General features: G+C 75.1%; 28 protein-coding genes. 12 read left to right on the top strand and 16 right to left on the bottom strand.

From position 1 onward, the window contains the following. Positions 1-194: 194 nt before the first annotated feature. The 4 genes from AC2A1K_RS23935 to rfbD form a co-directional block, all read right to left on the bottom strand. Positions 195-1,061, bottom strand: coding sequence for a glycosyltransferase family 2 protein (locus AC2A1K_RS23935; RefSeq protein ID WP_483898838.1), 867 nt, complete (start codon positions 1,059-1,061; stop codon positions 195-197). A gap of 17 nt (positions 1,062-1,078) precedes the next feature. Next, positions 1,079-2,005, bottom strand: coding sequence for a tetratricopeptide repeat protein (locus AC2A1K_RS23930; protein ID WP_483898837.1), 927 nt, complete (start codon positions 2,003-2,005; stop codon positions 1,079-1,081). Between the two features lie 39 nt (positions 2,006-2,044). Next, the gene (locus AC2A1K_RS23925; RefSeq protein ID WP_483898836.1) at positions 2,045-2,296 is read right to left on the bottom strand and encodes a hypothetical protein; all 252 of its coding nucleotides are present in this window, start codon (positions 2,294-2,296) and stop codon (positions 2,045-2,047) included. Positions 2,297-2,372: 76 nt separating this feature from the next. Next, positions 2,373-3,320: a dTDP-4-dehydrorhamnose reductase gene (rfbD, locus tag AC2A1K_RS23920; RefSeq protein ID WP_483898835.1), complete on the bottom strand. Its 948-nt coding sequence runs from the start codon at positions 3,318-3,320 to the stop codon at positions 2,373-2,375. A gap of 385 nt (positions 3,321-3,705) precedes the next feature. Between rfbD and AC2A1K_RS23915 the strand changes: the two genes are divergently transcribed. Together AC2A1K_RS23915 and AC2A1K_RS23910 are read left to right on the top strand one after the other, a co-directional pair. Continuing rightward, positions 3,706-5,718, top strand: coding sequence for an LCP family protein (locus AC2A1K_RS23915; RefSeq protein WP_483898834.1), 2,013 nt, complete (start codon positions 3,706-3,708; stop codon positions 5,716-5,718). Positions 5,719-5,750: 32 nt separating this feature from the next. Then, positions 5,751-6,470, top strand: a complete 720-nt coding sequence (locus tag AC2A1K_RS23910) for a TIGR03089 family protein (RefSeq protein WP_483898833.1) — start codon at positions 5,751-5,753, stop codon at positions 6,468-6,470. Positions 6,471-6,639: 169 nt separating this feature from the next. Here the strand turns inward: AC2A1K_RS23910 and AC2A1K_RS23905 are convergent, their stop codons facing one another. The 3 genes from AC2A1K_RS23905 to AC2A1K_RS23895 form a co-directional block, all read right to left on the bottom strand. After that, positions 6,640-7,197, bottom strand: coding sequence for a DUF805 domain-containing protein (locus AC2A1K_RS23905; RefSeq protein ID WP_483898832.1), 558 nt, complete (start codon positions 7,195-7,197; stop codon positions 6,640-6,642). A 104-nt stretch (positions 7,198-7,301) separates the two neighbouring features. Next, positions 7,302-8,489 carry an acyl-CoA dehydrogenase gene (locus AC2A1K_RS23900; protein ID WP_483898831.1) on the bottom strand — a complete coding sequence of 396 codons (1,188 nt, stop codon included), beginning with the start codon at positions 8,487-8,489 and terminating at the stop codon, positions 7,302-7,304. Between the two features lie 77 nt (positions 8,490-8,566). After that, positions 8,567-9,841 (bottom strand): FAD-dependent oxidoreductase, encoded by a 1,275-nt coding sequence (locus AC2A1K_RS23895; RefSeq protein ID WP_483898830.1) that lies wholly within the window; start codon positions 9,839-9,841, stop codon positions 8,567-8,569. Between the two features lie 90 nt (positions 9,842-9,931). Between AC2A1K_RS23895 and AC2A1K_RS23890 the strand changes: the two genes are divergently transcribed. After that, positions 9,932-10,534, top strand: coding sequence for a TetR/AcrR family transcriptional regulator (locus AC2A1K_RS23890; protein ID WP_483898829.1), 603 nt, complete (start codon positions 9,932-9,934; stop codon positions 10,532-10,534). Here the strand turns inward: AC2A1K_RS23890 and purE are convergent. The 3 genes from purE to AC2A1K_RS23875 all read right to left on the bottom strand — a co-directional run bounded on the left by purE (position 10,504) and on the right by AC2A1K_RS23875 (position 13,216). Beyond that, a complete protein-coding gene (gene purE / locus AC2A1K_RS23885) occupies positions 10,504-11,049 on the bottom strand; it encodes a 5-(carboxyamino)imidazole ribonucleotide mutase (protein ID WP_483898828.1) in 546 nt (181 codons plus the stop codon). The two genes, AC2A1K_RS23890 and purE, sit on opposite strands and share 31 nt — an antisense overlap. Beyond that, positions 11,031-12,227, bottom strand: a complete 1,197-nt coding sequence (locus AC2A1K_RS23880; RefSeq protein ID WP_483898827.1) for a 5-(carboxyamino)imidazole ribonucleotide synthase — start codon at positions 12,225-12,227, stop codon at positions 11,031-11,033. Before AC2A1K_RS23880 ends, purE begins: the two co-directional genes overlap by 19 nt. Before the next feature lie 77 nt (positions 12,228-12,304). Further along, complete coding sequence (locus AC2A1K_RS23875) at positions 12,305-13,216, bottom strand: GGDEF domain-containing protein (protein ID WP_483898826.1); 912 nt, start codon at positions 13,214-13,216, stop codon at positions 12,305-12,307. A 132-nt stretch (positions 13,217-13,348) separates the two neighbouring features. Between AC2A1K_RS23875 and AC2A1K_RS23870 the strand changes: the two genes are divergently transcribed. The 3 genes from AC2A1K_RS23870 to AC2A1K_RS23860 all read left to right on the top strand — a co-directional run bounded on the left by AC2A1K_RS23870 (position 13,349) and on the right by AC2A1K_RS23860 (position 16,021). Further along, a complete protein-coding gene (locus AC2A1K_RS23870; protein ID WP_483898825.1) occupies positions 13,349-14,905 on the top strand; it encodes a sigma-70 family RNA polymerase sigma factor in 1,557 nt (518 codons plus the stop codon). Beyond that, complete coding sequence (locus tag AC2A1K_RS23865) at positions 14,902-15,387, top strand: GtrA family protein (RefSeq protein WP_483898824.1); 486 nt, start codon at positions 14,902-14,904, stop codon at positions 15,385-15,387. Before AC2A1K_RS23870 ends, AC2A1K_RS23865 begins: the two co-directional genes overlap by 4 nt. A 376-nt stretch (positions 15,388-15,763) precedes the next feature. Further along, positions 15,764-16,021, top strand: a complete 258-nt coding sequence (locus AC2A1K_RS23860; RefSeq protein ID WP_483898823.1) for a hypothetical protein — start codon at positions 15,764-15,766, stop codon at positions 16,019-16,021. On the opposite strand, the gene AC2A1K_RS23855 is transcribed toward AC2A1K_RS23860, so the two are convergent. After that, positions 16,022-16,855 (bottom strand): SDR family NAD(P)-dependent oxidoreductase, encoded by an 834-nt coding sequence (locus AC2A1K_RS23855; RefSeq protein WP_483898822.1) that lies wholly within the window; start codon positions 16,853-16,855, stop codon positions 16,022-16,024. A 61-nt stretch (positions 16,856-16,916) separates the two neighbouring features. Here AC2A1K_RS23855 and AC2A1K_RS23850 point away from each other — a divergent pair, with 61 nt between their 5' ends. After that, positions 16,917-17,795 (top strand): LysR family transcriptional regulator, encoded by an 879-nt coding sequence (locus AC2A1K_RS23850; protein WP_483898821.1) that lies wholly within the window; start codon positions 16,917-16,919, stop codon positions 17,793-17,795. A 4-nt stretch (positions 17,796-17,799) separates the two neighbouring features. On the opposite strand, the gene AC2A1K_RS23845 is transcribed toward AC2A1K_RS23850, so the two are convergent. Then, positions 17,800-19,080: an ATP-binding protein gene (locus AC2A1K_RS23845; protein WP_483898820.1), complete on the bottom strand. Its 1,281-nt coding sequence runs from the start codon at positions 19,078-19,080 to the stop codon at positions 17,800-17,802. Between the two features lie 9 nt (positions 19,081-19,089). Beyond that, positions 19,090-19,764 carry a response regulator transcription factor gene (locus tag AC2A1K_RS23840; RefSeq protein WP_483898819.1) on the bottom strand — a complete coding sequence of 225 codons (675 nt, stop codon included), beginning with the start codon at positions 19,762-19,764 and terminating at the stop codon, positions 19,090-19,092. 101 nt (positions 19,765-19,865) lie between these two features. On the opposite strand from AC2A1K_RS23840, the gene hisN reads away from it, so the two are divergent. Continuing rightward, positions 19,866-20,669 (top strand): histidinol-phosphatase, encoded by an 804-nt coding sequence (gene hisN, locus AC2A1K_RS23835; RefSeq protein WP_483898818.1) that lies wholly within the window; start codon positions 19,866-19,868, stop codon positions 20,667-20,669. Here the strand turns inward: hisN and AC2A1K_RS23830 are convergent. Next, entirely contained in the window at positions 20,666-20,914 is a 249-nt protein-coding gene (locus AC2A1K_RS23830; protein WP_483898817.1) for a hypothetical protein, read from the bottom strand. The two genes, hisN and AC2A1K_RS23830, sit on opposite strands and share 4 nt — an antisense overlap. Positions 20,915-20,988: 74 nt before the next feature. Here AC2A1K_RS23830 and AC2A1K_RS23825 point away from each other — a divergent pair, with 74 nt between their 5' ends. Next, complete coding sequence (locus tag AC2A1K_RS23825) at positions 20,989-21,468, top strand: MaoC family dehydratase (protein WP_483898816.1); 480 nt, start codon at positions 20,989-20,991, stop codon at positions 21,466-21,468. On the opposite strand, the gene AC2A1K_RS23820 is transcribed toward AC2A1K_RS23825, so the two are convergent. Together AC2A1K_RS23820 and AC2A1K_RS23815 are read right to left on the bottom strand one after the other, a co-directional pair. Next, positions 21,413-22,081: a PH domain-containing protein gene (locus AC2A1K_RS23820; RefSeq protein WP_483898815.1), complete on the bottom strand. Its 669-nt coding sequence runs from the start codon at positions 22,079-22,081 to the stop codon at positions 21,413-21,415. The two genes, AC2A1K_RS23825 and AC2A1K_RS23820, sit on opposite strands and share 56 nt — an antisense overlap. 33 nt (positions 22,082-22,114) lie before the next feature. Beyond that, positions 22,115-22,939: a biotin--[acetyl-CoA-carboxylase] ligase gene (locus AC2A1K_RS23815; protein WP_483898814.1), complete on the bottom strand. Its 825-nt coding sequence runs from the start codon at positions 22,937-22,939 to the stop codon at positions 22,115-22,117. Between the two features lie 135 nt (positions 22,940-23,074). Between AC2A1K_RS23815 and AC2A1K_RS23810 the strand changes: the two genes are divergently transcribed. From AC2A1K_RS23810 to AC2A1K_RS23800, 3 genes are read left to right on the top strand one after another with little or no spacing between them, the layout of a single operon-like run. Continuing rightward, positions 23,075-24,730, top strand: coding sequence for an acyl-CoA carboxylase subunit beta (locus AC2A1K_RS23810; RefSeq protein WP_483898813.1), 1,656 nt, complete (start codon positions 23,075-23,077; stop codon positions 24,728-24,730). 54 nt (positions 24,731-24,784) lie between these two features. Then, complete coding sequence (locus AC2A1K_RS23805; RefSeq protein ID WP_483898812.1) at positions 24,785-25,027, top strand: acyl-CoA carboxylase epsilon subunit; 243 nt, start codon at positions 24,785-24,787, stop codon at positions 25,025-25,027. Positions 25,028-25,057: 30 nt separating this feature from the next. Next, positions 25,058-25,948, top strand: a complete 891-nt coding sequence (locus tag AC2A1K_RS23800) for a YceI family protein (RefSeq protein ID WP_483898811.1) — start codon at positions 25,058-25,060, stop codon at positions 25,946-25,948. The last annotated feature ends 98 nt before the right edge of the window (positions 25,949-26,046 follow it).

Genomic DNA, 26,046 nt, shown 5'->3' with positions numbered 1-26,046 from the left:
CCGCACCCGGCCACTACCGCCACCGCTCGGGCACCAACCCCGCAGAGCTCGCCACCGACACACCCCTCTGGACCAACGACCCCTACCCCGACACCCCACCCACCAGACCACCACCCCGCGCCACCACGCACAGCGACAAGCCGGAGGACGACGACCCGCCGTTCTAGGAGCTCCCGGCAGGCGTCCTGGAACCGTCAGAACGCCGAGCGGGCACCCGAGCGCGCGCGCAGCGTCAGTCCCGCGCGCAGCGCGAGCCGCAGCGGGGCCCAGCGCGCACCCCGGTACCGGTCGGACAGGAAGCGGTAGGCGCTGCGGTGGTGCTCGGCGAGCATCCGCGAGGAGGTCGGGGCGTCACGCTCGGTGGCGTGCCCGCCGCTGTGCACGACCTCGGCGTCGGGCACGTAGACGTTGAGCCACCCGGCGCGGCCGAGGCGGTCGCCGAGGTCGACGTCCTCGAAGTACATGAAGTAGCGCGGGTCGAAGCCGTCGACCGAGTCCCACGCCTCGCGGCGCAGGAGCACGCACGAGCCCGAGAGCCAGCCTGCGGTCCGCTCGGCCACCGCGCCCTCCTGGCGGTAGGAGCGCGTCCACGGGTTGGCCGGCCACACCGCCGCGAACAGCGCGTGGCCGACGCCGCGGCCGAGGCTCGGCTGCAGCCGCGCCGACGGGTAGATCTCGCCGCCGGTGCGGATCAGCGGGCCGATCGACCCGGCACGCGGCCACCGCTCGCCGGCGACGACGAGCGTGTCCAGGCAGCCCGGCCCGAACACGATGTCGGGGTTGGCGACGAGCACCCAGCCGACCTCGGCGGGCAGCCCGGCCACGCCTCGGTTCGCCGCCGCGCCGTAGCCGACGTTCTCGCCGATCCGCAGCAGCTCGACCCGCTCGTCCGCGGCCGCCGCGGCTTCCGGGGCCCCGTCGGTCGAGCCGTTGTCGGCCAGGACGACGCGGTAGGGGCGCGCGGTGGCCTTCTCCAGCGAGGACACGAACTCCGCGAGCGCCTCGCCCGGGGAGTAGGTCACGCAGACGACGGCCAGTCCGTCACCGTAGGTCTCGGGCACGGCCGCATTGTCGCCGGTCAGTCGTCGTACTCGTCGACCAGCCCGCGGTACTGGTTCTCCATCAGCGCGATCGCGTCCGGGTCGCCCCGCCGGGCGGCCTCCTCGATGTAGGGCTGCGCCTCGTCGGCCCGGCCGAGGTCGAACAGGAACCGTCCGACGTGGAACGCGGCCCCGGGCTCGCCGACCTCGTGGGCCCGGCGCAGATGCTCCTCGGCTCCGGCGTGGTCGCCGTGGTACTCGCGCAGGAACCAGCCGTAGTAGATGTGCCCGCACGGCGCGCCCTGTTCCGCGGCGCGCCGGTAGAGGTCCGCGGCCTCGTCGGCCCGGCCGTCGGCCAGCCGGCAGTCCGCGAGCGCGAGGAGGGTGGCCGGCCGGGCGTCGTCGAGGAGGTCCTCGGCGAGCTCCGTGGCGGTCACCGGGTCGTCGAGCTCCTCGAGGTGGAGCGCGACGAGGTTGAGCGCGGCGAGCTCGTCGCCGAGCCGGACGGCTCGGTCGAGCACGTAGAGCGCCTCCTGCGTGCGACCCCGGCTGCGCAGGAAGACGCCGTAGTCGTTCGTCGCGGCCGGGTCGCCCCCGTCGAGGCCGACGAGGAACGCCGCCTCGGCGCTGTCGTGGTCGCCGATCGCGGCGAGGGTCTCGCCGAGCAGGCCGGCGTGCTCGCTCTCGCCGCGGGACATGACGGCCGGGATGAGGAGATCGGCGGCCTCGCGGCGCTCTCCGCGGGCGAGGTGCGCGTGTGCGAGCAGCGCGGGCGCGGAGCGCTCACCGCTGGCCAGGGCCCGGCGCAACAAGGCGACGCGTTCCTCGAGACTCTCGACCGAGTCGCCGTCCGGAGCGGCGGCGAGGTCGCGCGCCTCGGCGCACAGCGGTTCGTCGTCCAGCGCCGCGTCGGCGAGGGGTGGTGCGGACGTCCCGGTCACCCCCGCCGCGGCCTGCTCCGTCATTCGATCAGTGTGCGCCGAGGGGGAGCCCATCAGAAGGGCCTAGAGACGCGGTCCGCTCGATCCGTCCTCCGCCGACGGCAGGGTCAGCGGCCAGTAGCGCCAGGCCTCGGGTGACCCGGCCGATGTCGGGGTCGCCTGCGCCCGGCGCTCCCGCCGCGCGCAGCGGCGCCGCTCGGCCTGCCAGCGCTCGTCGCGGGCGACGCGCGCCCGCAGCCGATGCCGCTCCCGCCCGGCGTCGATCACCAACCACACGGCGACGAGACCGAGCAGCCCCAGGAGCACCGTCTCCACACCCATGACCGTCCAACGCGCGGGATCGGCCCGAGGACACGCAAATGACAACGATGGGATTAGTGGACTAGCCCGTTCAGCGCAGCAGAAGCTCCGGATGGTGGCGTACCGCGGTGCGCAGGGCGTCTCGCCAGGGTGGTAGAGGCTCCAGCCCGGCGGACCGCCACGACGCGTCCGAGAGCACCGACCACGCCGGCCGCGGCGCCGGGCGCGGGAAGGACGCCGTGTCGCACGGGCGCACCCGCTCGGGGTCCGCGCCCAGCTCCTCGAACACCGCGCGCGCGAGGCCCCACCACGTCGTCGCCCCGCCGCCCGCGGCGTGCCGGGTCCCGGCGGGCGCCGACGACCGGGCCAGCGCGATGAGCCCGTCGGCGAGATCGGCGGTCCACGTCGGCGAGCCGTGCTGGTCGTCGACGACGTCGAGGACGTCGCGCTCGCGCGACAGCCGCGCCATGGTGCGGACGAAGTTCGAGCCCGTCGCGCCGTAGAGCCACGCCGTCCGGACGATGTGGTGGGCGTCGGGCAGCGCCGCCCGCACCCGCTCCTCGCCCGCCAGCTTGCTCCGTGCGTACACGCCCTGGGGCGCGGTCGGGTCGCCGGGCTCGAGCGGTCGCCGCTCGTCACCGGGCAGCGGACCGAGGACGTAGTCGGTCGAGACGTGCACCAGCTGCGCACCGGCCTCCGCGCACGCGGCGGCGAGCACGCCGGGTGCCTCCGCGTTGACCGCCCAGGCCCGCGCGCCGGCGTCGGGATCGGTCTCCGCGAGGTCCACGGCGGTGAACGCGGACGCGTTGACCAGCACCGCCGCCCCCTCGCCCGGCGCGGCCAGCCACGCGCGCACCGCACGGCGGACCGCCTCGGGGTCGGTGACGTCGAGGTCGGCCCGGGTCAGGGCGGTCACGGCGTCGGTCGGCGGGGCGCCCGTCGCGCCGGGCGCCCCGAGCCGCGCGACCAGGTCCGTACCCAGCGCTCCCCCCGCGCCGATCACCATCCACCGCACCGGAGCCCCCCGCCCGTCGATCACCCGGACGGAGTCTGGCAGCCGCGCGGAGCCCCGGGTGCTCCGAGGTGGGCGTGTCCGGTGACGACGCCGGGTCCGGGCGGACGCCGCACCCACCCTGCTCGGGAGCGGGGTCCGGACCCGGCGCTCACCGCGCGTCGCCGCGACGCGCCGACGAGCCGTCCATCGGGTGAGAGCCCCCGATCGGTGCGGCCGCCGTCTAGCCTGCGAATCACGACGAACCCTGCCGTGACGGCGGGGTTCCCCACCGGTGGGCGCGACGCCGCGCCCGGGGGCACGTGGGGAGCCCACCCGCCTCGCGGGTGCGGGTCGTGGATCACCGACGGCCACGGACGACGATCGAGCGGCGGCCCTCCCCGGGGGCCGGGACGGCGAAGGGAGGCGTGCGATGGACCGCGGCGATCCCCGGGACGTCCCCGACCCCTCGCGCCGCGACCCGGCCCGTCGGTTCGGACCGTCCGCGGCCCGCCGCAGCCCCGGGCGCGCGGGCGGACCGCCGCTGGACGATCGCGCGCCCCGAGGTGACGACGAGATCACCGAACCCGACCGCCGCCCGTCCTCCGCCCGCCGCGCACCGAAGGGCTCCACCGGATCCGCCGGGCCCGAGGCCCGCCTGCGCAAACGCGACCTCGCGGCGCTCTCCGCGACCTCGGCCGGCTCGCGCCGGGGTCCGTCCGCCGACGGCCTCGCGCCGCCGCCGGAAGGCCCCCGACGGCCCGGGCCGTCGCCCGACCGCGACCGGAACCCCCGCGACCGGAACCCCCGCGACCGGGACCCCCGCGACCGGGACCCCCGCGACCGGCCCCGCAAGTCCGCGCCGGACAAGGGCCGAGACAGGGAGCGGGAGCGCGGCCGCACCGCCCCGCCGCCTCCGCGCCCGCCGGGCACGTCACGGCCGCCGCGGGAGCCCGAGCCGCCGGACGACCGCGGCGGGCGCCGCTCGATCGCGCGCACGGTGCGCCTGGGCCTCGTGGTGCTCTCGGTGCTGGTGTTCGCCCTGTCCGGCACCGCCTGGGCGGCGCTGTCCGGCAGCATCAGCGGCTCGAGCGCGCTGGGCGGCGGGCCGGTCGGCAACGCCGCCGACGGCGCCACGGACATCCTGCTCGTCGGGGTCGACAGCCGCACCGACGCGCAGGGCCGGCCGCTGCCCGACAACGCCCTGCGCGAGCTCGGCGCGGGCGCCGCGGACGGCGTCGTCAACACCGACACGATGATGCTGGTGCGCGTCCCCAACGACGGCAGCCGCGCGGTCGCGTTCTCGATCCCCCGCGACAGCTACGTCAACATCCCCGGCGGCCTCCGGCGGGACAAGATCAATTCTGCGTACCCCGGAGCCAAGGCCGAGGAGGCCAACCGGCTCGTGCAGTCCGGGGTCAGCGACCCGCGCGAGGTCGACGTCCGTTCCTCCGAGGCGGGCCGGCAGGCGCTCGTGGCCTCGGTCGCCGACCTCACGGGGCTGACCGTCGACCACTTCGCCGAGGTCAACCTCATGGGCTTCTACACGCTGACCAACGCCATCGGCGGCGTCGACGTGTGCCTCAAGAACCCCGTCGACGACGACCTCTCGGGCGCCCACTTCCCGGCCGGGCCGCGCACCGTCGCCGGCCACGACGCGCTCGCCTTCGTCCGCCAGCGCCACGGGCTGCCCAACGGCGACCTCGACCGCATCCGCCGCCAGCAGGCGTTCCTCGCGTCGATGTCGCGCAAGGTGCTCTCCAGCGGCACGCTCGGCAACCCCGTCACCCTCAGCAGGCTGCTCGACGCCGTGCGCCAGTCGGTGGTGCTCGACGGCAACTGGGACCTGCTGCAGTTCGGCGGGCAGATGCAGGACGTCAGTGCAGGTGCCGTCGCCTTCCTGACCATCCCGACCAACGGAACGCGCAACGTCGACGGTCGCGGCGAGGTCCTCGACGTCGATCCCTCCGAGGTCCGCAACTTCGTCAACGACGCCATCGGCCCCGAGGACTCCGCGGACGCCAACGACGACGGTCCGGCGCCGGCGACGATCCCGGTCGACGTCCGCAACGCCTCGGACACCCAGGGCGCGGCCGCCCGCGTCGTCGCCGTGCTCTCCGCCCAGGGCTACGCGCGGACCGTGGCCGGCAACGCCGAGGCACCCGCGCCGCGCTCGGAGGTGCTGTTCGGCCCGGCCGGCGACGGGGGCGGCGCGCGGGTCGCGCGCAGCCTCGGCGACCTCCCCACCCGCTTCGACCCGACGGTGCCGCCGGACTCGGTGCGCGTCCTGCTGGGCGCCGACTACCGCGGGCCGGGCGCCGCCGCCCCGACGCCCGCCCCGTTCAGCAGCGCGAGCACCGACTCCGACTCCGAGTCCCGGGCCGCCGCACCGGCGCCCGCGCCCCAGCCGGCGATCACCGCCGAGGGCGTTCCCTGCATCGACTGAGTGGTCGGCGCGGCGTGGGAGAGTCACCCCTGATGACCGTCACCGACGCCCTGCTCGCGCCGCTGCTCGCCGGCGATCCCGCCAAGCCGCTGATCACGTTCTACGACGACGCCACCGGCGAGCGCATCGAGCTCTCCGGCGCGACGTTCGGCAACTGGGTCGCCAAGACCGCCAACCTCCTGCGCGACGAGTGCGACGTCGAGCCGGGCGCACCGGTGGCGGTGCTCCTGCCCGCGCACTGGCAGACCGCGGCGGCGCTGTGCGCGATCTGGTCGTGCGGCGCGGAGGCGGTCGCCGACCCCGCGGGCGCCGAGGTCGCGCTGGCCGACGCGAGCACCCTCGAGGCCGCCGCCGGCGCCGGGCTCGTCGTCGGCTTCTCCCTCGACGCGTTCGGGCAGGGGCTCGGGCACGCTCTGCCGAAGGGCGCCGTCGACTACGCGACCGAGGTCCGCGTGCACGGCGACCACTTCGACCCGCTCACCCCGGTCCCCGACGACGCCCGGGCGCTGGCCGGCGCCGACGTCGCCAGTGTCGTCGCCACCGCCCGCGCCCGTGCCGCCGAGCTCGGGCTGGGCGCGGACGACCGGGTGCTCTCCACCGCCGCCTGGCCGCTCGCCACCTCGGGCGGGCTCGTCGACGGCCTCCTCGCCGTGCTCGCCGCCGGCGCCTCGCTGGTGCAGGTCCGCCACCCCGCGGGCGACCAGGAGCGCCGGGCGAACACCGAGAAGGTCACCCGGGTCCTCGAGGCGTGATCACCACCGGTCACACCGGTGTCGCAGCCCGGTCCTCCCGCCTGTTCACCGGTCGTGTCGGCGTGGCGGAGCACCCTCGCACCCGCTGGTGGCCGAGACGACGGCACCGGACCCGGCGCACGCCCGGATCCGGTGTCGGTCGGTCGATGAGATGCCGCTCGGGAGCGACTCAGGCCTGCGGGGTCTGGTTGCCCTGCTGGGGGTGGCCTCCCTGCGGGGGGTAGCCCGGCTGCTGGTAGCCGCCCTGCTGCGGGTACTGCTGCTGCGGGTACTGCTGCTGCGGGTAGCCGCCCTGCGGGTACTGCTGCTGGGGGTAGCCGCCCTGGGGGTAGCCGCCGGCCATCTCCTGCTTCGGGTTCATGCCGTACTCGTTGGCACCCGGCGTGCCCTCTGTCGCCCACCAGACGATGAGGATGATGATGCCGACCAGCGGGATCAGCGCCAGCAGCTGCCACCAGCCCGAGCGACCGGTGTCGTGCAGACGCCGCGCCCCGACCGCGAGCGACGGGACGAGCACGGCCAGCTGGTAGAGCGAGGTCAGCAGGCCACCACCGGTGGAGAAGCCGGTGCTCGTCGCGGTGAAGGTCGCGGTGCCGATCAGCACGTCGATGATGCTGAGGACGATCACGGCGAGGAGGTTGAAGAGGACGAACATCCAGAACTCGGTGCGCCGCGCACGCCCGCCGAAGTCGGCGTACTGCTTCAGCACCTTCAGGTACCACTGCATGGGGGACCTCTCACGGAGCGTGGGGAGAGACCGCGGTCATCGCGGTCTCTTTCGCCCGGCCAGGCTAGCTCCCCATACACTCCGTGACGAGTACTCCGAACAGGCTACTTCTTCAGCAGTGCGCGCGCCATGACCATGCGCTGGATCTGGTTGGTGCCCTCGTAGATCTGGGTGATCTTGGCGTCGCGCATCATGCGCTCCGCCGGGAAGTCGACGGTGTAGCCCGCGCCCCCGAAGATCTGCACCGCGTCGGTGGTCACCGACATCGCCGTGTCCGACGCGAAGCACTTCGACGCGGAGGCGATGAGGCCCATCTTCTCGCCACGCTCGGCCCGCGCGGCGGCCGCGTAGACGAGGTGGCGGGCCGCCTCGGTGTTCATCGCCATGTCGGCGAGCATGAACTGCAGGCCCTGGAAGTCGGCGATCGCCTTGCCGAACTGGTGGCGTTCGCGCGCATAGTCGACAGCTGCGTCGAGCGCGCCCTGGGCGATGCCGACGGCCTGCGCCCCGATCGTCGGGCGGGTGTGGTCGAGGGTGGCGAACGCCGTCTTCAGGCCGGTGCCAGGCTCCCCGATGATCCGGTCGCCCGGGATGCGGCAGTTCTCGAAGTAGATCTCGGTCGTGGGCGAGCCCTTGATCCCGAGCTTGTGCTCCTTCGGGCCGACCGAGAAGCCGGGGTCGCCGGAGTGCACCACGAACGCCGAGATGCCGTTGGCGCCCTTGTCCGGGTCGGTCTTCGCCATGACCGTGTACCAGTCGGAGATGCCGCCGTTGGTGATCCAGCACTTGGTGCCGTTGAGCACCCAGTCGTCACCGTCCTGCTCGGCGCGCGTGCGCATCGAGACGGTGTCCGAGCCCGCCTCCCGCTCGGAGAGCGCGTAGCTGATCATCGACCGGCCCGAGGCGATGGTCGGCAGCACCTGCTGCTTCAGCTCCTCGGAGCCCGAGAGGATGATCGGCATCGACCCGAGCTTGTTCACCGCCGGGATGAGCGAGGCCGACGCGTCGACCCGCGCGACCTCCTCGATCACCATGCAGGCCACGATCGAGTCGGCGCCCTCGCCCCCGTACTGCTCGGGGATGTGGATGGCGTGGAACCCGTTCTGCACCAGCGCCTGGCGCGCCTCCTCGGGGAACCGCGCCTGCTGGTCGACCTCCGCGGCGTACGGGGCGATCTCCTTCTCGGCCAGGGCGCGGATCGACTCGCGCAGCGCGTCGCGCTCCTCGCCGAGGCTGTACAGGTCGAAGTCCGGGTCCACGGCGTTCCTCCACACACGATTCGCCCATGCCATGGCGGCACTGCGCCGCCACGGTACTCGGACGTCCTACCGTCGTGGGACTCGCGAGGCCGCCGCCTGTGTGGCTCCTGCTACCCCCGGTCGGCGGCGGCGACCGGCTCGGGTGCGCGGCGCGCGAAATCGGGGGCGTGCTCGGGCCGCAGGCCGACACCGATGAGACGGGCCGGCACGACCGTCGCCGGCGGGAAGGCGGCGAGCAGGCGCCGGATCGGCCGGGGCGGACCGGCGCGACGCCCCGCCAGGATCGGCGCCACCAGGCCCCGGTGCATCGCACGCTGCAGGGTCTGGACCGCGAGTGTGGGCAACAGGCGCCGGCGGCGCACGGCGTCGAGGTCGAGAGGTTCCCCGCGACGCAACGGGCCCGCCAGCAACGTCGCCGCGGCCACCGCGTCCTGCACGGCGAGATTGATACCGACGCCGCCGATCGGCGACATCGCGTGCGCGGCGTCGCCGAGGCACAGCAGCCCGTCGACGTGCCAGCGCCGCAGACGGTCGAGGCGGATGTCGAGGTGTTTGACGTCGTCCATGCTCGCCAGCGCGTCGACACGGTCGGCGAGGTCGGGCGCGAGCGCGGCGACGTCGGCGCGGAACGCCTCGACGCCCCGCGCCCGCAGGGCTGCGTCGTTGCCCTTCGGCGCGAGGTAGGCGATCTGGAAGTAGTCCTCGCGCGGGATGACGACCGCGAAGCGCCCGCCGCCCATGCGGGGCATGAGCGCGGTGACCCGGTCGTCGGCACGCCGCGGCAGCCGGAACCACCAGGCGTCCATGGGGACCGGGTGGTCGACGACGGTGAGCCCGGCCTGCGCCCGCGCCGTCGAGCCGCGGCCGTCGCAGGCGACGACGAGGTCGGCCGCGATCTCGCCCTCGACACCGTCCGCGGTGCGGTAGGCGACGCCGCAGACCCGGCCGGTGTGGTCGCGCCGCAGGTCGGTGACTTCCGTGCTCATCCGCAGCGTGAACGGGGGCTCGGCCGCGCCGGCGTCGGCGAGGAGGTCGAGCAGGTCCCACTGCGGGACCATCGCGATGTAGGGGTGCGCGACGCGCAGCCGGCGCAGGTCGCCGAGCACGAGCAGGCTGCCGTCCTCCCCACCCACCCCGTCGACGGGGAACGCGATGCGGTCGAGCCGACTCTGCGGCAGCGCCGCGAAACGCTCGCCCAGCCCGAGCTCGTCGAGCAGGTCGAGCGTCGTCGGGTGGACGGTGTCGCCGCGGAAGTCGCGCAGGAAGTCGGCGTGCTTCTCGAGCACCGTCACCTCGACACCGGCCCGGGCGAGCAGCAGCCCGAGCACCATCCCGGCCGGGCCGCCCCCGGCCACCAGGCACGTCGTGCGTTCCACGGCCCCCACCTCCGGTATCTCAACGACTGTTGAATCCCGAGTATGGACCGGTAGCGGCCAGAAATCAACAGGCGTTGAACGAAGGCGTAGGGTCGCACCGTGACGACGACCGGACGGCGGGGCAGGCGCCCGGGTGACTCGGGCACGCGGGAGTCGATCCTCGACGCGGCGCGCGCGCGTTTCAGCACCCAGGGCTTCCGCTCGGCGACGGTCCGCGCGATCGCGGGCGACGCCGGCGTCGACCCGGCGCTGGTCATGCACTACTTCGGCACGAAGCAGGGACTGTTCGTCGCGGCGATGGAGTTCCCGCTCGACCCCGCCGAGGTCGTGCCGCGGCTCGTCGGCCCGGGCGTCGACGGGCTCGGCGAGCGGCTGGTGCGGTTCATGCTCACGGTGAACGACGACCTCGGCGAGGCGAACCCGATGCTGGGGCTGGTGCGCTCCGCCGTCGGGCACCCGGACGCCGCTCGGATGATGCGGGAGTTCCTGGGCGAGGCGATCCTCGACCGGGTCGCGGCCGCCATCCAGGCCGACCGGCCCCGGCTGCGCGCCGACCTCTGCGCCTCGCAGATCGTCGGGATCCTCGTGGCGCGCCAGATCCTCGAGCTGCCCGAACTCGCGGCGGCCGACCGGGAGACGCTCGTCGGCGCCTGGGGGCCGACGATCCAGCGCTACCTGACGGGGTCGCTCGCCTCGTCGTGAGCGCGGGCGGCGAGCGCCTCGTCCTTGGCCGCGACCGCCTCGGCGAGCCCCGCCTGGAACCGCTCCATCGCCCGGGCCAGCGACGGGTCCGACGCGCCGAGCATCCGCACGGCGAGCAGCCCGGCGTTGCGCGCCCCGCCGATCGACACCGTCGCGACCGGCACGCCCGCGGGCATCTGCACGATCGAGAGCAGCGAGTCCATCCCGTCCAGGTGCGCGAGCGGCACCGGGACGCCGATCACCGGTAGGACCGTCGCCGACGCGACCATGCCCGGCAGGTGCGCCGCACCGCCGGCCCCCGCGATCACAGCGCGCAGCCCGCGCCCGGCGGCCGCCGCCGCCCACTCGAGCATCACCCGGGGGGTGCGGTGCGCGGAGAGCACCCGCGCCTCCCACGGCACGTCGAACTCGTCGAGCGCCCCCGCGGCCGCGCGCATCGTCGGCCAGTCGGAGTCGCTGCCCATGACGATGCCGACGGCGGGGGCTTTCGACGCGGTCACTGGTGCGGGTCCCATCCGTCGCTCCACACACCGGTGGAGAGGTGGTCGGCGGCCAGCCGGGCGCGGGTCCGCACGTCGTGGAGGTCCCCGGGACTGCTGCCGCGCACGGTGACGTGGCCGACCTTGCGCCCGGGGTGCTCGGCCTTGCCGTAGAGGTGCACCCGCGCCTCGGGGAAACGGGCGAGGGTGTGGTGCATGCGTTCGTCGACGCCGGTGGCCGGGACGGGGTCGCCGCCGAGGACGTTGGCCATCACCGTGACGGGCGCGGTGGTCGCCGTGGAGCCCAGCGGGTAGTCGAGCACGGCGCGCAGGTGCTGCTCGAACTGCGAGGTCACGGAGCCCTCGATCGTCCAGTGCGCCGAGTTGTGGGGCCGCATGGCGAGCTCGTTGACGACGAGTCCCTGATCGGTGTCGAACAGCTCCACCGCGAGGAGGCCGACGACGCCCAGCGCCGCGGCCACGCGCAGCGCGAGCTCGCCGGCCTCCTCGGCGCGCCCGGTGTCGAGCCCGGGTGCGGGGGCGAGCACCTCGGTGCAGATGCCCTGCTCCTGCACGGTCTCGACCACCGGCCACACCGCCGCCTGCCCGAACGGCGAGCGCGCGAGGACGGCGGCGAGCTCGCGGCGCAGGGCCACCTTCTGCTCGACCATGAGCGGCGCGCCCGCGGCGAGCAGTTCGGTGACCGCGGTCTTCGCGTCGTCCGCGTCGTCGAGCACCCACACCCCGCGGCCGTCGTAGCCGCCGCGGACCGCCTTGAGCACCACCGGCCAGCCGTGATCGGCCGCGAAGGCGGTGACGTCCTCGACCGCGGTCACCGGCGCGAACGCGGGCACCGGCTCGCCGAGGTCGCGCAGCCGGGTGCGCATCGCGAGCTTGTCCTGGGCGTACAGCAGGGCGTCGGGGCCCGGGTGGACGTTGTACCCGTCGGCGACCAGCGCGCGCAGGTGCTCGCCGGGGACGTGCTCGTGGTCGAAGGTGACGGCCTCGGCGCCCGCGGCCGCGCGGCGCAGGGCGTCGAGGTCGGTGTGCTCGCCCAGCACGACGTCGGGCGCGACCAGCGCCGCGGGCTCGTTCGGCCCCGTCGCGACGACCCGCAGCGACTGCCCGAGGGCGATGGCGGCCTGGTGGGTCATCCGCGCCAGCTGGCCGCCGCCGATCATCGTCACCACGGGCAGGCCGGTGCGCTCGTCCACGGTCGGAGGAGGGTACGCGGGGGGCGGAGCGATTCAAGCAAGCACTCCGACAGGGGCGCTCGACCCGTCGGTGCTGGTCAGGTGTGCTCCGGCTCCGTCTGCTCCCGCAGCCGCTCGAGGAGCGCGCAGGCACCCTCGTGGGTGGCGGGCAGCCGCGCGATCCGCACCGACGGCGACCCGACCAGCCCCTCGGCGGCCGCGAGCCGGCGCTCCAGCAGGCGCCGCAGCACCGCCGCACGCCCGGCGAGGCCGTCGCGGGGGGCCAGCACGACGACCGTGCCGCGCCCGACCACCGCCAGTGACTCGCCGGCGTCGAACACCACGCCCGCGGCGTCCCCGGCGATCGACAGCGGGGCGACGCGACGCCAGTCGCGGACGTCCAGCGCGAGCACGACCAACCCGTGGCTCTCGCCCGCGGCGCGGCCGTGCGCGCGGGCGGCGCGGTAGACCTCGGCGAGCCGGGTGCGCAGGTAGCGGACGCTCGCGAGCCCCGAGAGCGGATCCACCGCGGCGGTCTCGGCGAGGTCGCCGCAGGCCACGTCGGTCCAGGCCAGCGACACCGCGCGCAGCAGGCGCACGCCGTCGGGGCCCCGGTGAGCACCGCGCGACGCGCGCGCGGCCACCACCGCGGACCCGTCGGCGTCGGTGGCGCCCGAGGCCGCGGTGCTCAGGGCGGCGAGGTCGGTGAGGGTCTCGGCCAGCCCGACCCCGGCGCTCGCGCGGGCGCCCGCCCAGCCGGCGAGAGCCCGTTCGACGGCCCGGTCGCGGGCGGTCCGGCTGTCGTGGCGGGCCGTGGCGACCGCGCAGACCGTGTCCACCGCGGCGTGCGGCCACTCCGCCACGGCCGCCCATCCGAGGGCACAGCTGCAGGCGAACCACCGTTCCCGCAGCACGGCGGCCCGCCGGGGCCGCGGGGTCGCACCGTCCAGCGCGTCCGCCGCGACCTCGTCGCGCGTGTGGGGCGCGGTGCTGATGCTGCTGACGTCCATCCCCGGCCTCTCGTGCTCCGTCTCCGGGAGAAGAGACGCGCGGGGTCGTCGCCCATGACGGTGACGGTCACCGATTCGGTCGTAGGGACCACGCGACACTCCACCGGACGGGTGAGGGGGGAGGTGGGGCGTGTGTCCGTGGACGACGCCGGGGGCGGCTCCGAGGACGAGGACTCCCGCAGCGACGCCGAGCTCATCGCGCGCCTGCGCGGCCGCGGCGCGGACCACGACTCGACCGCCGCCTTCGCGACCCTCTACGCCCGCCACCAGCAGGCCGCCCGCTCGCTCGCTCGCCAGCTCGCCCGCTCCCCCGCGGACGCCGACGACCTCGTCGCCGGGGCCTTCACCCGCATGCTCGAGGTCCTGCGGGCCGGGCGGGGACCGACCGACGCGTTCCGCGCGTACCTGCTGACCTCGGTGCGGCACCTCGCCTACGACCGCAGCCGCGCCGAGCGGCGGATCGACCTCACCGACGACATCGCCGACGTCCACGGCGCCGACCCCGAGGGCATCGTCGTCCCGTTCACCGACCCCGCACTCGCGGGCCTGGAACGGACGATGGCGGCGAAGGCGTTCGCCACCCTGCCCGAGCGCTGGCAGGCCGTGCTCTGGCACCTCGAGGTCGAGGGCGACACGCCCGCCGACATCGCGCCGCTGTTCGGGCTCACCGCCAACGCCGTGTCCGCGCTCGGCTACCGCGCCCGGGAAGGGCTGCGCCAGGCGTACCTCCAGGAGCACCTCGACTCCGGCACCGGGCGCTGGGACCGCCGGCACCGCGAGACCGGCGAGAAGCTCGGCGCCTACACCCGCGGCGGGCTGGCGCGCCGCGAGGCCCAGCGCGTCGAGGCCCACCTCGCCGAGTGCGCCGAGTGCCGCGCGCTCGCCGACGAGCTGCGCGACGTCAACGCCGGCATGGTCCGCTCGGTGGTCGCGCCGCTCGTGCTCGGCGCGGGCCTCGTCGGCTACCTGGCCTCGCGCGGCTCGACCGGACCGCTCGCGCTCCAGGCGAGCACCGGCGAGCTCGCCGTTGCCGGGGGCGGCGCGCTGGGCGTGCTCGGCGCGCTGAGCGGGCTCACCCCGCGCCCCGGTCCGGCGCGGATGCGGACCGCGGGCGTGGTGGGTCTGGCGGGCGTCGTGGGTCTGGCGGCGTTCGTGCTGGGCGACGCCGTCGAGCCGCCGTCGCTCCCGCCGATGCAGGCCGAGCCGGCGCCCGTGCCGCCTCCTGCTGCAACGCCTCTCGTCCCACCGATCCTGCCGCCGGGGACGCTCCCACCGGCCGCACCGCCGGGCGTGCCGGCTGGTGCGTCGGCTGCTCCCCGGTCCCCGGCGGCTCCCGCGTCGCCCGACGCCGCCCTCGCGCTGCCGGGCCTGCTGGACGGCGAACCGGCAACACCGACCGCGCACGGCGCCGGCTCCCGCCGGGACCGCCCGGTGGCCGCGTCCGGCTCGCGCAGCGCCGACAGGACCGACAGGACCGACAGGACCGACAGCGCCGGGCAGTCGGACCGGTCGCGGACGCCGACCTCCCCTCCGCGCACCACCGACGGCGGCGGGCTCACCCTGCTCGCCACGGAGCGCACCGGCGGTGACTGCCTGGTCACCGCGCGACTCCCGGTGCTCGACACGCGGGACGTCATCTGCCGGACCGGCATCGAGTCGCGGGAGGCGTCTCTAGACTCGACGCGATGACCGGGGTCCGCGACGTGCCGGGATGGGCCGCACGGCTCGCCGGGCGCCACGGCGAACTGGTCAAGTTCGCGACGGTCGGGGCGATCACCTTCGTCGTCGACACCGCGGTGTTCGTCACCGCGAAGTCCACGGTCCTCGAGCCCAAGCCGGTCACCGCGAAGGTCGTGGCGGTGCTCATCGCGACGATCGTCGGCTACGTGCTCAACCGCGAGTGGTCGTTCCGGATGCGCGGTGGCCGTGGACGCCCCCACGAGGCGCTGCTCTACTTCGTGGTGTCGGGCGTCGCGCTCGCGATCAACGCCGCCCCGCTGGGCGTCTCGCGCTACGTCCTCGACCTCGCCACGCCCGCCGTGTCGGTGCTGACCGAGCACGTCGCGGATCTCGTCAGCGCCCAGATCGTCGGGACCCTCCTGGCCATGGTCTTCCGCTGGTGGGCGTTCCGGCGCTGGGTGTTCCCCGACGAGATCGGTCCTCTGCGCTGAGGAAGGCCACCGGGGTCCACCCGGGGCGCCGCCTCCCGGGTCGGCCGAGGCTCTCGGGCCGACGATCGTGCTGGTCGCCGAGGTGGAGACCACGCCCGAGGGACGATGCCTGCGCCTCGCGGGCCTACGGTCGCCTCCCTCCCCGCCCGGAGATCCCACGATGTGATCACCGTGCGGGCCCGATCGGGGGATGCGCCTCCACCGACCGATGACGTCGACACCGCCGACCGGTGATCACCATGACCGCCGGTCTCCGATCACGAGCCGGTCGTCGCCCGAACGCGCGGACTGTTCCAAGGTTCTTGATACCTTCGCTACCGCTCGACCGCAGGGCCTGGGCTGGGTCGGGCTCGAAGGACGCGGAGGAGGACCAGCTGTGCCGAAGCTGCCGTGCCCGCACCGAACCATCGGCCGGGACGTCCCCGCCGATCGGCTGCTCGAGCCCGACGAGCTCGAGCAGTGCGACGGGTTGATGGTCCTCGTCCTCGACCCCGTCACCGGCGCCGCCGACACCTACGGCCCCTATCCCGCGGGGCGCGCCCGCGCGGAGGCCCACGGTCGCCGCCAGGAGCTCGACGCCGAGGACCTCACCGAGGTCACCGTGGCGCTCGTGCGCCACCACCGCCCCCGATAGCTATCCCCGGTCCGTCGCGACCGACACCGGCTCCCATCGCGCGAGGTCGTCCGCGAGCCCCTCGAGGCGCGTCCGGATCCCCGTCACCGCGTCGCGGCCCAGTGGCAGCCGCAGCGGCGCGTCCTGCGCCGCGAGGGCGGTCAGGATCGCGTCCGCGGCCTTCACCGGATCGCCGGGCTGGGTCCCGTCGCCGCCGGCGACGAACGCGCGCGTCGGCCCGACCGTGTCCTCGTACGCGGGCATCGGCGCCGACAGCACCGCGGCGCCCGGGCCGAACAACCCGGTCCGGAACGCGCCCGGCTCCACGATGAGGAACCGCACGTGCGGGCACTCCTGCGCGACGGTCTCGGTGAGCCCCTCGAGCGCGAACTTCGTCGCGCAGTAGGCCCCGAACCCCGGCACGCACACCTGCCCGCCGACCGACGACATCTGCACGACCGCGCCCGACCCCTGCGCCCGGAAGTGCGGCAGCGCCGCCCGCGTCAGGAACGCCGGCCCCATGACGTGGAGATCGAACAGGGCGCGCAGCTCGTCGTCGGTGGTCTCCTCCAGCGCGCCGACCTGGGTGCGGCCGGCGTTGTTGACCAGCACGTCGAGCCGGCCGTGCCGGGCGACGACGTCGTCGACGGCCGCGGTGAGGTCGGCCGAGGAGCCGGTGACGTCCAGAACGAGCGGTTCGACGCGGTCGGGATGGGTGTCGGCCAGGCCGGCGAGGGCGTCGGTGCGGCGGGCGGCGGCGACGACCGTGTCGCCCGCGGCGACGGCGGCCTCGGTGATCGCGCGGCCGAAGCCGCTGGAGGCGCCGGTGACGAGCCAGACGCGGGAGCGGGTCATGACCCCGATCCTCGCGAGGGCGGGGCTGGACGTCCAAGACCAGCTGTGATCACCATCGGCTATGGACGTCCACTCCCGCGACCTGCGGTACTTCCTCGCGGTCGCGCAGGAGCGGCACGTGACGCGCGCGGCGGCGCGCCTGCACGTCAGCCAACCCGCGCTGAGCAAGCAGCTGCGTGCCCTCGAGCGCCAGGTCGGCACGGTGCTGCTGCACCGTCTCCCGCACGGCGTCGAGCTCACGCCCGCGGGCGAGGCGCTGCTGCCGCACGCGCGGGCGGTCGTCGAGCGCACCGACGCGGCCGCCCGCGACGTCGCCGCCGCGAGCCTGCGCCTCGTGGTCGGCCTGAGCACCGGGGTCGGGCGGGGGCTGCTGCCGGCGGTGCGCTCGCGCCTCGTGCACCGCGATCCCCCGCTCGATCCGCGCGCGCGCCTGGTGGCGTGGGACGACGCCACGGCGGGCCTCGCCGACGGCACCAGCGACGTGGCCGTGGCCTGGGCGCCGGTGCCGGGGCGGGTGCGCACGCTCGAACTGGCGCGCGAGCCGGTGTGCGCGGCCCTGCCGCCCGGCCACGCGCTCGCCGGGCGGACCTCGGTGCCGTTCGCGGCGCTGCGTGACGAGCCCTTCCTCGCCATGCCGCCCGAGGCCGGGCCGCTGCGCGCGTCGTGGCTCGCGGACGAGCACCGCGACGGGCATCCGGCCCGCGTCGGCGCCGAGGTGCGCTCGGTCGAGGAGACGCACGAGGCGCTGATCGACGGGCGCGGCGTCGTCCTGGTCGCCGCAGGCAACGCCGACGCCCTGGCGCGCGACGGGGTGACCGTGGTCGGGGTGGAGGATCTGCCGCCCTGCTCGCTCGTGCTCGCCTGGCGCGCGGACGACCGCCGTCCCGCGGTCCGCGCCTACGTCGACGCCTGCCGCGAGGTCCTCGCGCTGCGGAGCTGACCGCTCAGCGCGGGCCGGTCGTCGGCAGGGGCCGAGGCGCGGCGACGGTCCGGTCGGTGCGGGGCACGGGGAGGAACACCGAGAACGTCGCGGGCCGGGTGCGGGCGAGCTCGAGGCGCCCGCCGTCGGCCTCGATCAGCGCGCGGGCCAGCGCGAGTCCCACCCCCGTGGACGCCGCGCCCGACACCCCGCGGTCGAACACGTGCGGGGCGAGCTCGGGCGGCACGCCGTCGCCGTGGTCGCCGACCTCGACGACGATCGTGTCGTTGTCCCCGAGGCGCGCGGTGAGCGTGACCGTGCCCTTGCCGTGACGCATCGCGTTGTCGACGAGCACGCCGAGCGCCTCGCGCAGGCGACCCGAGGTGGCGCGCGCGACCAGACCCTCCGGGGTTCGCACGCGCACCGTGCGCCCCTCGGCGCGCAGCGGGTCGCGCCACTCGTCGGCGACGGCGTCGAGCTCCCCGGCCACCTCGATCGGCGCTGCCCCCGCCGCACGCGCCTCGCGGGCCGAGGCCAGCAGCTCGTCGAGGACCTCGGCGAGGCGCTCGGCCTGCTCCAGGGCCGCGGAACCCTCCGCCGAGACGTGCTCGTCGGGGTGGGCGGCGAGCTCGTCGAGGCGCAGCTGCAGCGCGGTGAGCCGGCTGCGCAGCTGGTGGGACACGTCTCCGACCAGCTCACGCTCGCGCTGGAGCAGTTCGGCGAGCGCCGTGGCCGAGGAGTCGAGCACGTCGGAGACGCGGTCGAGCTCGGGAATGCCGTGACGGTGCGGCGCAGGCCGGAAGTCGCCGGCGCCGAGTCGGGCGGCGCGCCCGGCGACCTGTTGCAGGGGATCGGCCAGGCGCCGGGCGGTGAGGGTCGCCACCACCGTCCCGACGGCCACAGACAGCAGCACCGCGGCCAGCACGAGGGCCGTCGCCTGCAGCTGGCGCGCCCGCATCTCGGCGGTCGGCTCCGACAGCACCGCCGACCCGCTGAGCCCGAAGGGCAGGGTCTCGCTGACCGTCGGGCCCGGCGCGAGCTCGCCCAGCGTGCTCGTCCCGCGCGGCGTGCGTACCACCAGCGATCCGCCGGGCGGCACGGCGATGCTGACCGCGCTGAGGTCGACGGGCCGGTCGACCGACACCTGGGAGTCGAGCGTGGCGACGACCTGGCGCAGGCGGGAGTTGATGTCGGCGCGCGTGAAGTCCTCGACCAGGCGCCACGTGGTGAGCGCCAGCGGCCCGCCCAACACCGCCACCGTGATCGTGACGACGATGAGCGTGGAGACGAGGATCCGACGTCGCACCAGCGGGACCTAGGTGTTGAAGCGGAACCCGACCCCGCGCACCGTGCTGATGCGCCGGCCGACGCCGGACCCACCCCCGTCGTCGGCGAGCTTGCGGCGCAGCCACGACATGTGCATGTCCAGGGTCTTGGACGTCTTCATCTCGGGGTCGTTCCAGACCTCGCGGAGGATCTCCTCGCGGGACACCACCTGGCCGGCGTGCGCCATGAGGACCCGGAGCAGCTCGAACTCCTTGTTGGCCAGGCCGACCTCGACCCCGTCCACCGTCACCCGCCGCGCGGACGGCTCGAGGCGCACCCCGCCGGCGTCGAGCACCTCCGGCGCCCGCCGGCGCAGCAGCGCCCGCACGCGGGCCAGGAGCTCGGCGAGCCGGAACGGCTTGCCCACGTAGTCGTCCGCGCCCGCGTCGAGCCCGACGACGAAGTCGACCTCGTCGGTGCGGGCGGTGAGCATGAGCACGGGCAGGTCCGGCTGGTCGGCACGGACGCGGCGGCAGACCTCGAGCCCGTCCATGCCGGGCAGGCCGAGGTCGAGCACCATGAGGTCCGGCCCGGCGGCACCCGCGTGGTGGAGCGCGGCCTGACCGTCGCCGACGACGTCGACCTCGTAGCCCTCGCGCTGGAGCGCGCGGGAGAGGGGCCCGGCGATCGCCGCGTCGTCCTCGACGAGCAGCACGGTGGTCACCGCGCCACAGTAGCCCCGCTCCCGGGCCGAGCTCCCCCGTCGGCGTGCTCGTCTCGATGCTGCGTCTCCCGGCGTCTCCCGGCCTGGCACGATCGCCCGCCATGTCCTCCGCCGGCGCGACCAGCGCATCCGCCGACCTCGACCTCGCCCTCTCCCTCGCCGACGCCGCCGACGCGGTGACCCTGCCGCGCTTCCGCGCGGTGGATCTGCGCGTCGAGCGCAAACCGGACCGCACGCCCGTCACCGACGCCGACACGGCCTGCGAGGACCGCCTGCGCGCGCTGCTCGCCGAGCGCCGTCCCGACGACGCGGTCCTGGGTGAGGAGCGCGGCGGCAGCCTCGGCGAGGGCCGCGTCTGGGTGATCGACCCCATCGACGGCACCAAGAACTTCTCCCGCGGCGTGCCCGTCTGGGCGACGCTGATCGCGCTGGTCACCGACGGGTACCCCGCCGTCGGCGTGGTCAGCGCCCCCGCGCTGCGGCGCCGCTGGTGGGCGGCGGCGGGCCGGGGTGCCCACACCAGCGACCCCGCCCGGGGTCTCGAGGCGGCACCCGTGCAGGTGTCGGGGGTCCGGGCGCTCGACGACGCGTACGCCTCCACCACCGATCTCGACTACTGGCGTGGCATCGAGCGCCAGGATCAGTGGCTCGCGCTCACCCGCGCGTGCTGGGAGAGCCGCGCGTTCGGCGACTTCTGGCACCACTGCCTCGTCGCCGAGGGCCTGATCGACATCGCCGTCGAGCCCGCCGCGTACACCTGGGACCTCGCGGCCGCGCAGATCCTCGTCGAGGAGGCCGGTGGGCGCCTCACGGACCTCACCGGCGCGGCCCGCCCCGACGGCGGCGACTCGCTGACCACCAACGGGCACCTGCACGACGCGGCCCTCGCGCACGTCCGCCGCTAGCCGGTCGACCCCGCGAGCCGCGCCCACACCAGCCGCCCGAACAGCGAGAAGCACGCCGCGGGCTCGTCGTCGAACCGCGTCCACTCGAAGCGGCCACCCCGCTCGCACCAGAACACCTCCCACTCCTGCTCCTCCCCCGGCACGGGTCGCACGCACCACGCCCGTTCGACCTCCGCGTCGACGCTGACCGCCGCCCCGGTGACCCCGGCGGCAGCCAGCCAGCCCGCCAGCTCACCGGCTCGCACACGGGTTTCGACGCAGCCGGACAGCGTGCGGTTCCGTCGGACGTGTCGGCCGGAGAACTGGCACGATCACCGGGGTGACCGCCCCCGAGGTCTGGTTCGAGGATCTGCCCGCCGGCCGGCGCATCGCGCTGGGCTCGGTGGTGGTCGACCGCGACGAGATGCTGGCGTTCAACCGCCGCTTCGACCCGCAGCCCTTCCACGTCGACGAGGAGGCGGCGCGCGCGTCGCTGTTCGGCGGCCTGTGCGCGTCGGGGTGGTTCACCGCGTCGCTGTGGATGCGCTGCTACGTCGACAGCGTCCTGTCGCGGTCGGCGTCCATGGGCTCGCCGGGTGGCGACGAGATCGCCTGGCCGGCGCCGGTGTTCCCGGGCGACCGGCTGGAGGCGGTGATGGAGGTCGTCGCCGCGCGCGTCTCCGCGAGCCGTCCGCAGCTCGGCCTGATCACGCTGGCCGGCACGCTGACCCGCGACGGCACGACCGAGGTGTTCCGGTCGCGCTTCACCGGGATGTTCGGGCGGCGCGAGAACGCCGGGAACGGCGCCGCCACCGGCTGACCCGCGGCGGTTCGGGCTCGTCGACCTCGTCCGGAGCGTCGGCCTCGGGGTCGGCCTCGGGGCCGTCCTCGGGGTCCGCCCACGCGCCCCAGCGGCCGTTCCCCGCGAGCTCGAGCCCGCCGCGGTCGTCGGCCACGCCCTCGACCAGCGAGGCCAGCCGCTCGACGTCGCCGAGCCCGGAGAACTCCCACGGCTCCTCGGTGCCCGCGGTGGACACGATGATCGTGCCCGCCCCGAGCACGCGCTCGATGCCGCTGCTGCGGGTGCGCACGCCGGTGATCGTGGCCCCGGGGACGTCGACGCTCTCGCGGGTCAGCACGCCCTCGCGCACGAGCAGCCGCCGGTCGGTCACGACGAGGTGCGTGCAGCGCCAGCGCACGAGCGGCAGCACCGCGAGCCACCCGACCGCGAGCGCCGCCAGCAGCACGACCGCGAGCCGGACGGCCGTGCGCGTCGACCCCTCGCCGATCCCGCCCGCGAGGCCGGCGAGCAGCGCCGCCAGGAACACCGCGACCGGGGGCACGAGCGCCGGCACGATGAGCATGCGCCAGTGCGGCCGCCGGTGGGCGAGGACGTGCTCGCCCCGCCGGAGCACGCCGTCGGGGTAGGCCACACCGCACCCCCTCCCCCGGAACCGGCCCCGAGGTTAGCGAGCCGCGGGCCGCACGTGGACGACGTCGCCCGCCGACACGACGGTGGTGTCCCCGTCCGGGGCACGCACGGCGAGGCGCCCGTCCCGGTCGACGTCGACGGCGCGCCCCTCGATCAGGCGGTCGCCGGGCAGCGTCACCGCCACGTCCCGGCCGAGGGTGGCGCAGCGGGCGCGGTAGTCGTCGACGATGCCGGCGGCGACGACGTCGCCGTGCGTGTCCCGCCAGCGCCGGTCGAGATCGGCCAGCGCACGCAGGACGGCGACGAGCACGACGTCACGGGCGACGTCGGCGCCCTCGGCGACCAGCGAGGTGGCGCCCGCGGGCAGGTCGGCGGCCGGCGTCGCGACGTTGACCCCCATGCCGATCACCAGCGCCCGCCCGCCGGCAGGACCACCCCCGACCTCGGCGAGGATCCCCGCGCCCTTGGCGGGCTCCGCGCCCAGGAGCAGGTCGTTCGGCCACTTCAGGGCGGCCGGCACGGCACTGACCTCGCCGACCGCCTCGACCAGCGCCAGTCCCGCCAGCAGCGGCGCCCACCCCCAGCGCTCGGTGGCGATCTCGCGCGGGCGCAGCAGCACCGAGAACGTGAGGCCCTCCCCGGCCCGGTCCTGCCACACGCGGTCGCGGCGACCGCGTCCGGCGTCCTGGTGCTCGGCGATCAGCACCGTCCGGTCCGGAGCCGGGTCGGCGCCGTCCGCCCGCGCCAGGAGGTCGGCGTTGGTCGAGCCCGTGCTGGCGACGACGTCGATCCACGCCCAGGGACCGGAGGGGGCACCGAGGGTGCGGCGGAGGGCGTCGGCGTCGAGGGGTGCGGCCACGAGCGCGCACGGTAGTGCCGCTGGTCACCTCACCGCCCGCGCAGCCCGGACGTGTCGGAACCGATCGCTACAGTGCCGCCCCATGCGCGACACGAAGCGTTCGAGGGAGCACGCCGATCGGGGAGCTGGAGCATCATGACCGCCGCGACGGAGCCGTTGCCGCAGCCGGACAGCTCTGACGGGGGGACCTCGGACGAGCCCGACATCCACACCTCGGCGGGCAAGCTCGCCGACTGGTACCGCCGCCAGGAGGACGTGGTCCACGCCGGCAGCGAGCGCGCCGTCGAGCGCCAGCACGCCAAGGGCCGCAAGACCGCGCGCGAGCGCATCGACCTGCTGCTCGACGAGGGCAGCTTCCTGGAGTTCGACGCGATGGCGCGCCACCGCTCCACCAACTTCGGCCTCGACGCCAACCGTCCCTACGGCGACGGCGTGGTCACCGGGCAGGGCACGGTCGACGGCCGCCCGGTCTGCGTGTTCTCCCAGGACGCGACGGTGTTCGGCGGGGCGCTCGGCGAGGTCTACGGGGAGAAGATCGTCAAGGTCATGGACGTGGCCATGAAGATCGGGTGCCCGGTCGTCGGCATCAACGACGGCGGCGGCGCGCGCATCCAGGAGGGCGTCGTCGCGCTCGGTCTCTACGGCGAGATCTTCAAGCGCAACGTGCACGCCTCGGGCGTCGTCCCCCAGATCTCGCTGGTCATGGGCCCGGCGGCCGGCGGTGCGGTGTACTCGCCCGCGCTCACCGACTTCACGGTGATGGTCGACGAGACGTCGTTCATGTTCATCACCGGCCCGGACGTGATCAAGACGGTCACCGGCGAGGACGTCGGGTTCGAGGAGCTGGGCGGCGCCCGCACCCACAACACGACCTCGGGCAACGCGCACTACCTGGCGTCCGACGAGGAGGACGCGATCTCCTACGTGCAGGAGCTGCTGGGCTACCTGCCGTCGAACAACCTCACCGACCCGCCGCGCCTGGCCGGCGAGGAGGAGACCGGCTCGGTCCCCGACGGCATCGGCGAGACCGACCTCGAGCTCGACACGCTGGTCCCCGACTCGCCGAACCAGCCGTACGACATCCGCGAGGCGATCACGCGCGTCGTGGACGACGGCGACTTCCTCGAGGTCCAGGCGCTCTACGCCGCCAACATGGTCGTCGGCTACGGGCGTATCGAGGGCCGGCCCGTCGGGGTCGTCGCCAACCAGCCCACCCAGCTCGCCGGCTGCCTCGACATCGGGGCCAGCGAGAAGGCCGCGCGGTTCGTGCGCACGTGCGACACGTTCAACATCCCGGTGCTGACCTTCGTCGACGTGCCGGGATTCCTGCCCGGCACCGACCAGGAGTACAACGGCATCATCCGCCGCGGCGCGAAGCTGATCTACGCGTACGCCGAGGCGACGGTCCCGCTGGTCACGGTCATCTGCCGCAAGGCCTACGGCGGCGCCTACGACGTCATGGGCTCCAAGCACCTCGGCGCCGACGTCAACATCGCGTGGCCGACCGCCCAGATCGCCGTCACCGGCGCCTCGGGCGCGGTGAGCATCCTGTACCGCAAGGAGCTGGCGAAGGTCACCGAGGAGGGCGGCGACGTCGAGGCCCGGCGCGCCGAGCTCCAGCAGGAGTACGAGGACACCCTCGCCAATCCCTACGTCGCCGCCGAGCGCGGGTACGTCGACGCCGTCGTCGCGCCCTCGCACACCCGCGGCTACGTCGCCCGGGCACTGCGGATGCTGGAGACCAAGCGCGAGACGCTGCCGCCCCGCAAGCACGGGAACGTGCCCCTCTGAGCGCAGCGAACGTGGAGGTGTGACGGTGAGCGCAGCGAACATGGAGGCGTGACGGTGAGCGAGGACGAGGCCAGCACCGAGGCCGCTCCCGCGCGTCCGACCCTGCGGATCGTGCGCGGCGAGCCCGACGCGGCCGAGATCGCGGCCCTGACGGCCGTGCTGGCCGCGGCGGGAGGTGGGGGCGAGGAGGCCCCCGACCCGACGCCGCGGTCCGGCTGGGCACGTCACGTCGATCTCGTGCGGGCCCCGGTCCAGCCGGGGCCCGGTGGCTGGCGGGCCTCCGCCCGACCACGCTGACCCTCCCCCGATCTTCCTGGTGGACCCCTCATGGCCCTGTTGCGCCGACGCCGTCGCACACCGATCGGTGGCGAGACCTATCGCGACGCCGACCACGCGCTGATGCCGATCCCGCCCACCGGCGGGCTCGTCAGCGCCCAGCTGCGCACCATGGAGGGACGCCCGCTGCCGGGCGTCACGGTCGCGGTCATCGAGACCGAGGGCCTGCGCCGAGTGGTCACCGAGGCCGTCACCGACCCGTTCGGCTTCTACACCGCGGCCGTGCCCAGCGGGACGTACACGCTGCGCGCCACCCTCGGCGGCTACACCACGCTGACCCGCGACATGATCGTCGGCCGCGGTGACCACGCCGCGCTCGGCGCGCTGACGATGTCGACCGACCAGGGCAGCACACGCCCGTCGCCGGGCGAGTGGGTGATCGACGACGCGCACAGCCGGCTGGGGTTCGTCGCCCGCCACATCGCCCTGTCCCGCGTCTACGGCCAGTTCACCCGGTTCCGCGGGTCGATCCAGATCGCCGAGGACATCGAGGACTCCAGCATCGACGTCGTCATCGACGCCGCCAGCATCGAGACCCACAATGCCCAGCGCGACGCCCACCTGCGCTCGCAGGACTTCCTCGCCGTGGACGACCACCCGCAGCTGCAGTTCTCCAGCACGCGATTCGCGGTGCGCTCGGGCAACTCGTGGACGATCGACGGCGAGCTCTCGATCCGCGGGCGCACCAACGACGTCCGCCTCGACACGACCTACCTCGGCACGCAGTCGTGGAACGGCACCCGCGTCGGCGCCACCGCCACGACGTCGCTGCACCGCGAGCACTTCACGCTCAACTGGCAGCAGATGGTCGCTCGCGGCATCCCGGTCGTCGGGTCCACCATCCAGATCCACCTCGACGTGCAGGCGGTTCTCCAGCTCTGAGGAGCACGGCTCGGGCGGGCCGGCCGGGGTCCGCGGTGGACGGCGGTCGGGTTTCGGGCGACAGGAGCCGGGCGGGTGAGCGGTGACAGGGGCGACGT

The organism is Actinomycetospora sp. 2LY8.5, from assembly GCF_057180585.1.
Note: the sequence above shows the minus strand (reverse complement) of the source record. Positions and strands in the feature narration are given on the sequence as shown.

What these genes read in the sequence shown, in the direction of transcription:
- AC2A1K_RS23930 (WP_483898837.1), bottom strand. Translation starts at nt 2,005, where the DNA reads ATGACGGAGCAGGCCGCGGCGGGGGTGACCGGGACGTCCGCACCACCC.
- AC2A1K_RS23915 (WP_483898834.1), top strand. Translation starts at nt 3,706, where the DNA reads ATGGACCGCGGCGATCCCCGGGACGTCCCCGACCCCTCGCGCCGCGAC.
- AC2A1K_RS23910 (WP_483898833.1), top strand. Translation starts at nt 5,751, where the DNA reads ATGACCGTCACCGACGCCCTGCTCGCGCCGCTGCTCGCCGGCGATCCC.
- AC2A1K_RS23905 (WP_483898832.1), bottom strand. Translation starts at nt 7,197, where the DNA reads ATGCAGTGGTACCTGAAGGTGCTGAAGCAGTACGCCGACTTCGGCGGG.
- AC2A1K_RS23900 (WP_483898831.1), bottom strand. Translation starts at nt 8,489, where the DNA reads ATGGCATGGGCGAATCGTGTGTGGAGGAACGCCGTGGACCCGGACTTC.
- purE (WP_483898828.1), bottom strand. Translation starts at nt 11,049, where the DNA reads ATGGGACCCGCACCAGTGACCGCGTCGAAAGCCCCCGCCGTCGGCATC.
- AC2A1K_RS23875 (WP_483898826.1), bottom strand. Translation starts at nt 13,216, where the DNA reads ATGGACGTCAGCAGCATCAGCACCGCGCCCCACACGCGCGACGAGGTC.
- AC2A1K_RS23865 (WP_483898824.1), top strand. Translation starts at nt 14,902, where the DNA reads ATGACCGGGGTCCGCGACGTGCCGGGATGGGCCGCACGGCTCGCCGGG.
- AC2A1K_RS23855 (WP_483898822.1), bottom strand. Translation starts at nt 16,855, where the DNA reads ATGACCCGCTCCCGCGTCTGGCTCGTCACCGGCGCCTCCAGCGGCTTC.
- AC2A1K_RS23850 (WP_483898821.1), top strand. Translation starts at nt 16,917, where the DNA reads ATGGACGTCCACTCCCGCGACCTGCGGTACTTCCTCGCGGTCGCGCAG.
- hisN (WP_483898818.1), top strand. Translation starts at nt 19,866, where the DNA reads ATGTCCTCCGCCGGCGCGACCAGCGCATCCGCCGACCTCGACCTCGCC.
- AC2A1K_RS23810 (WP_483898813.1), top strand. Translation starts at nt 23,075, where the DNA reads ATGACCGCCGCGACGGAGCCGTTGCCGCAGCCGGACAGCTCTGACGGG.
- AC2A1K_RS23800 (WP_483898811.1), top strand. Translation starts at nt 25,058, where the DNA reads ATGGCCCTGTTGCGCCGACGCCGTCGCACACCGATCGGTGGCGAGACC.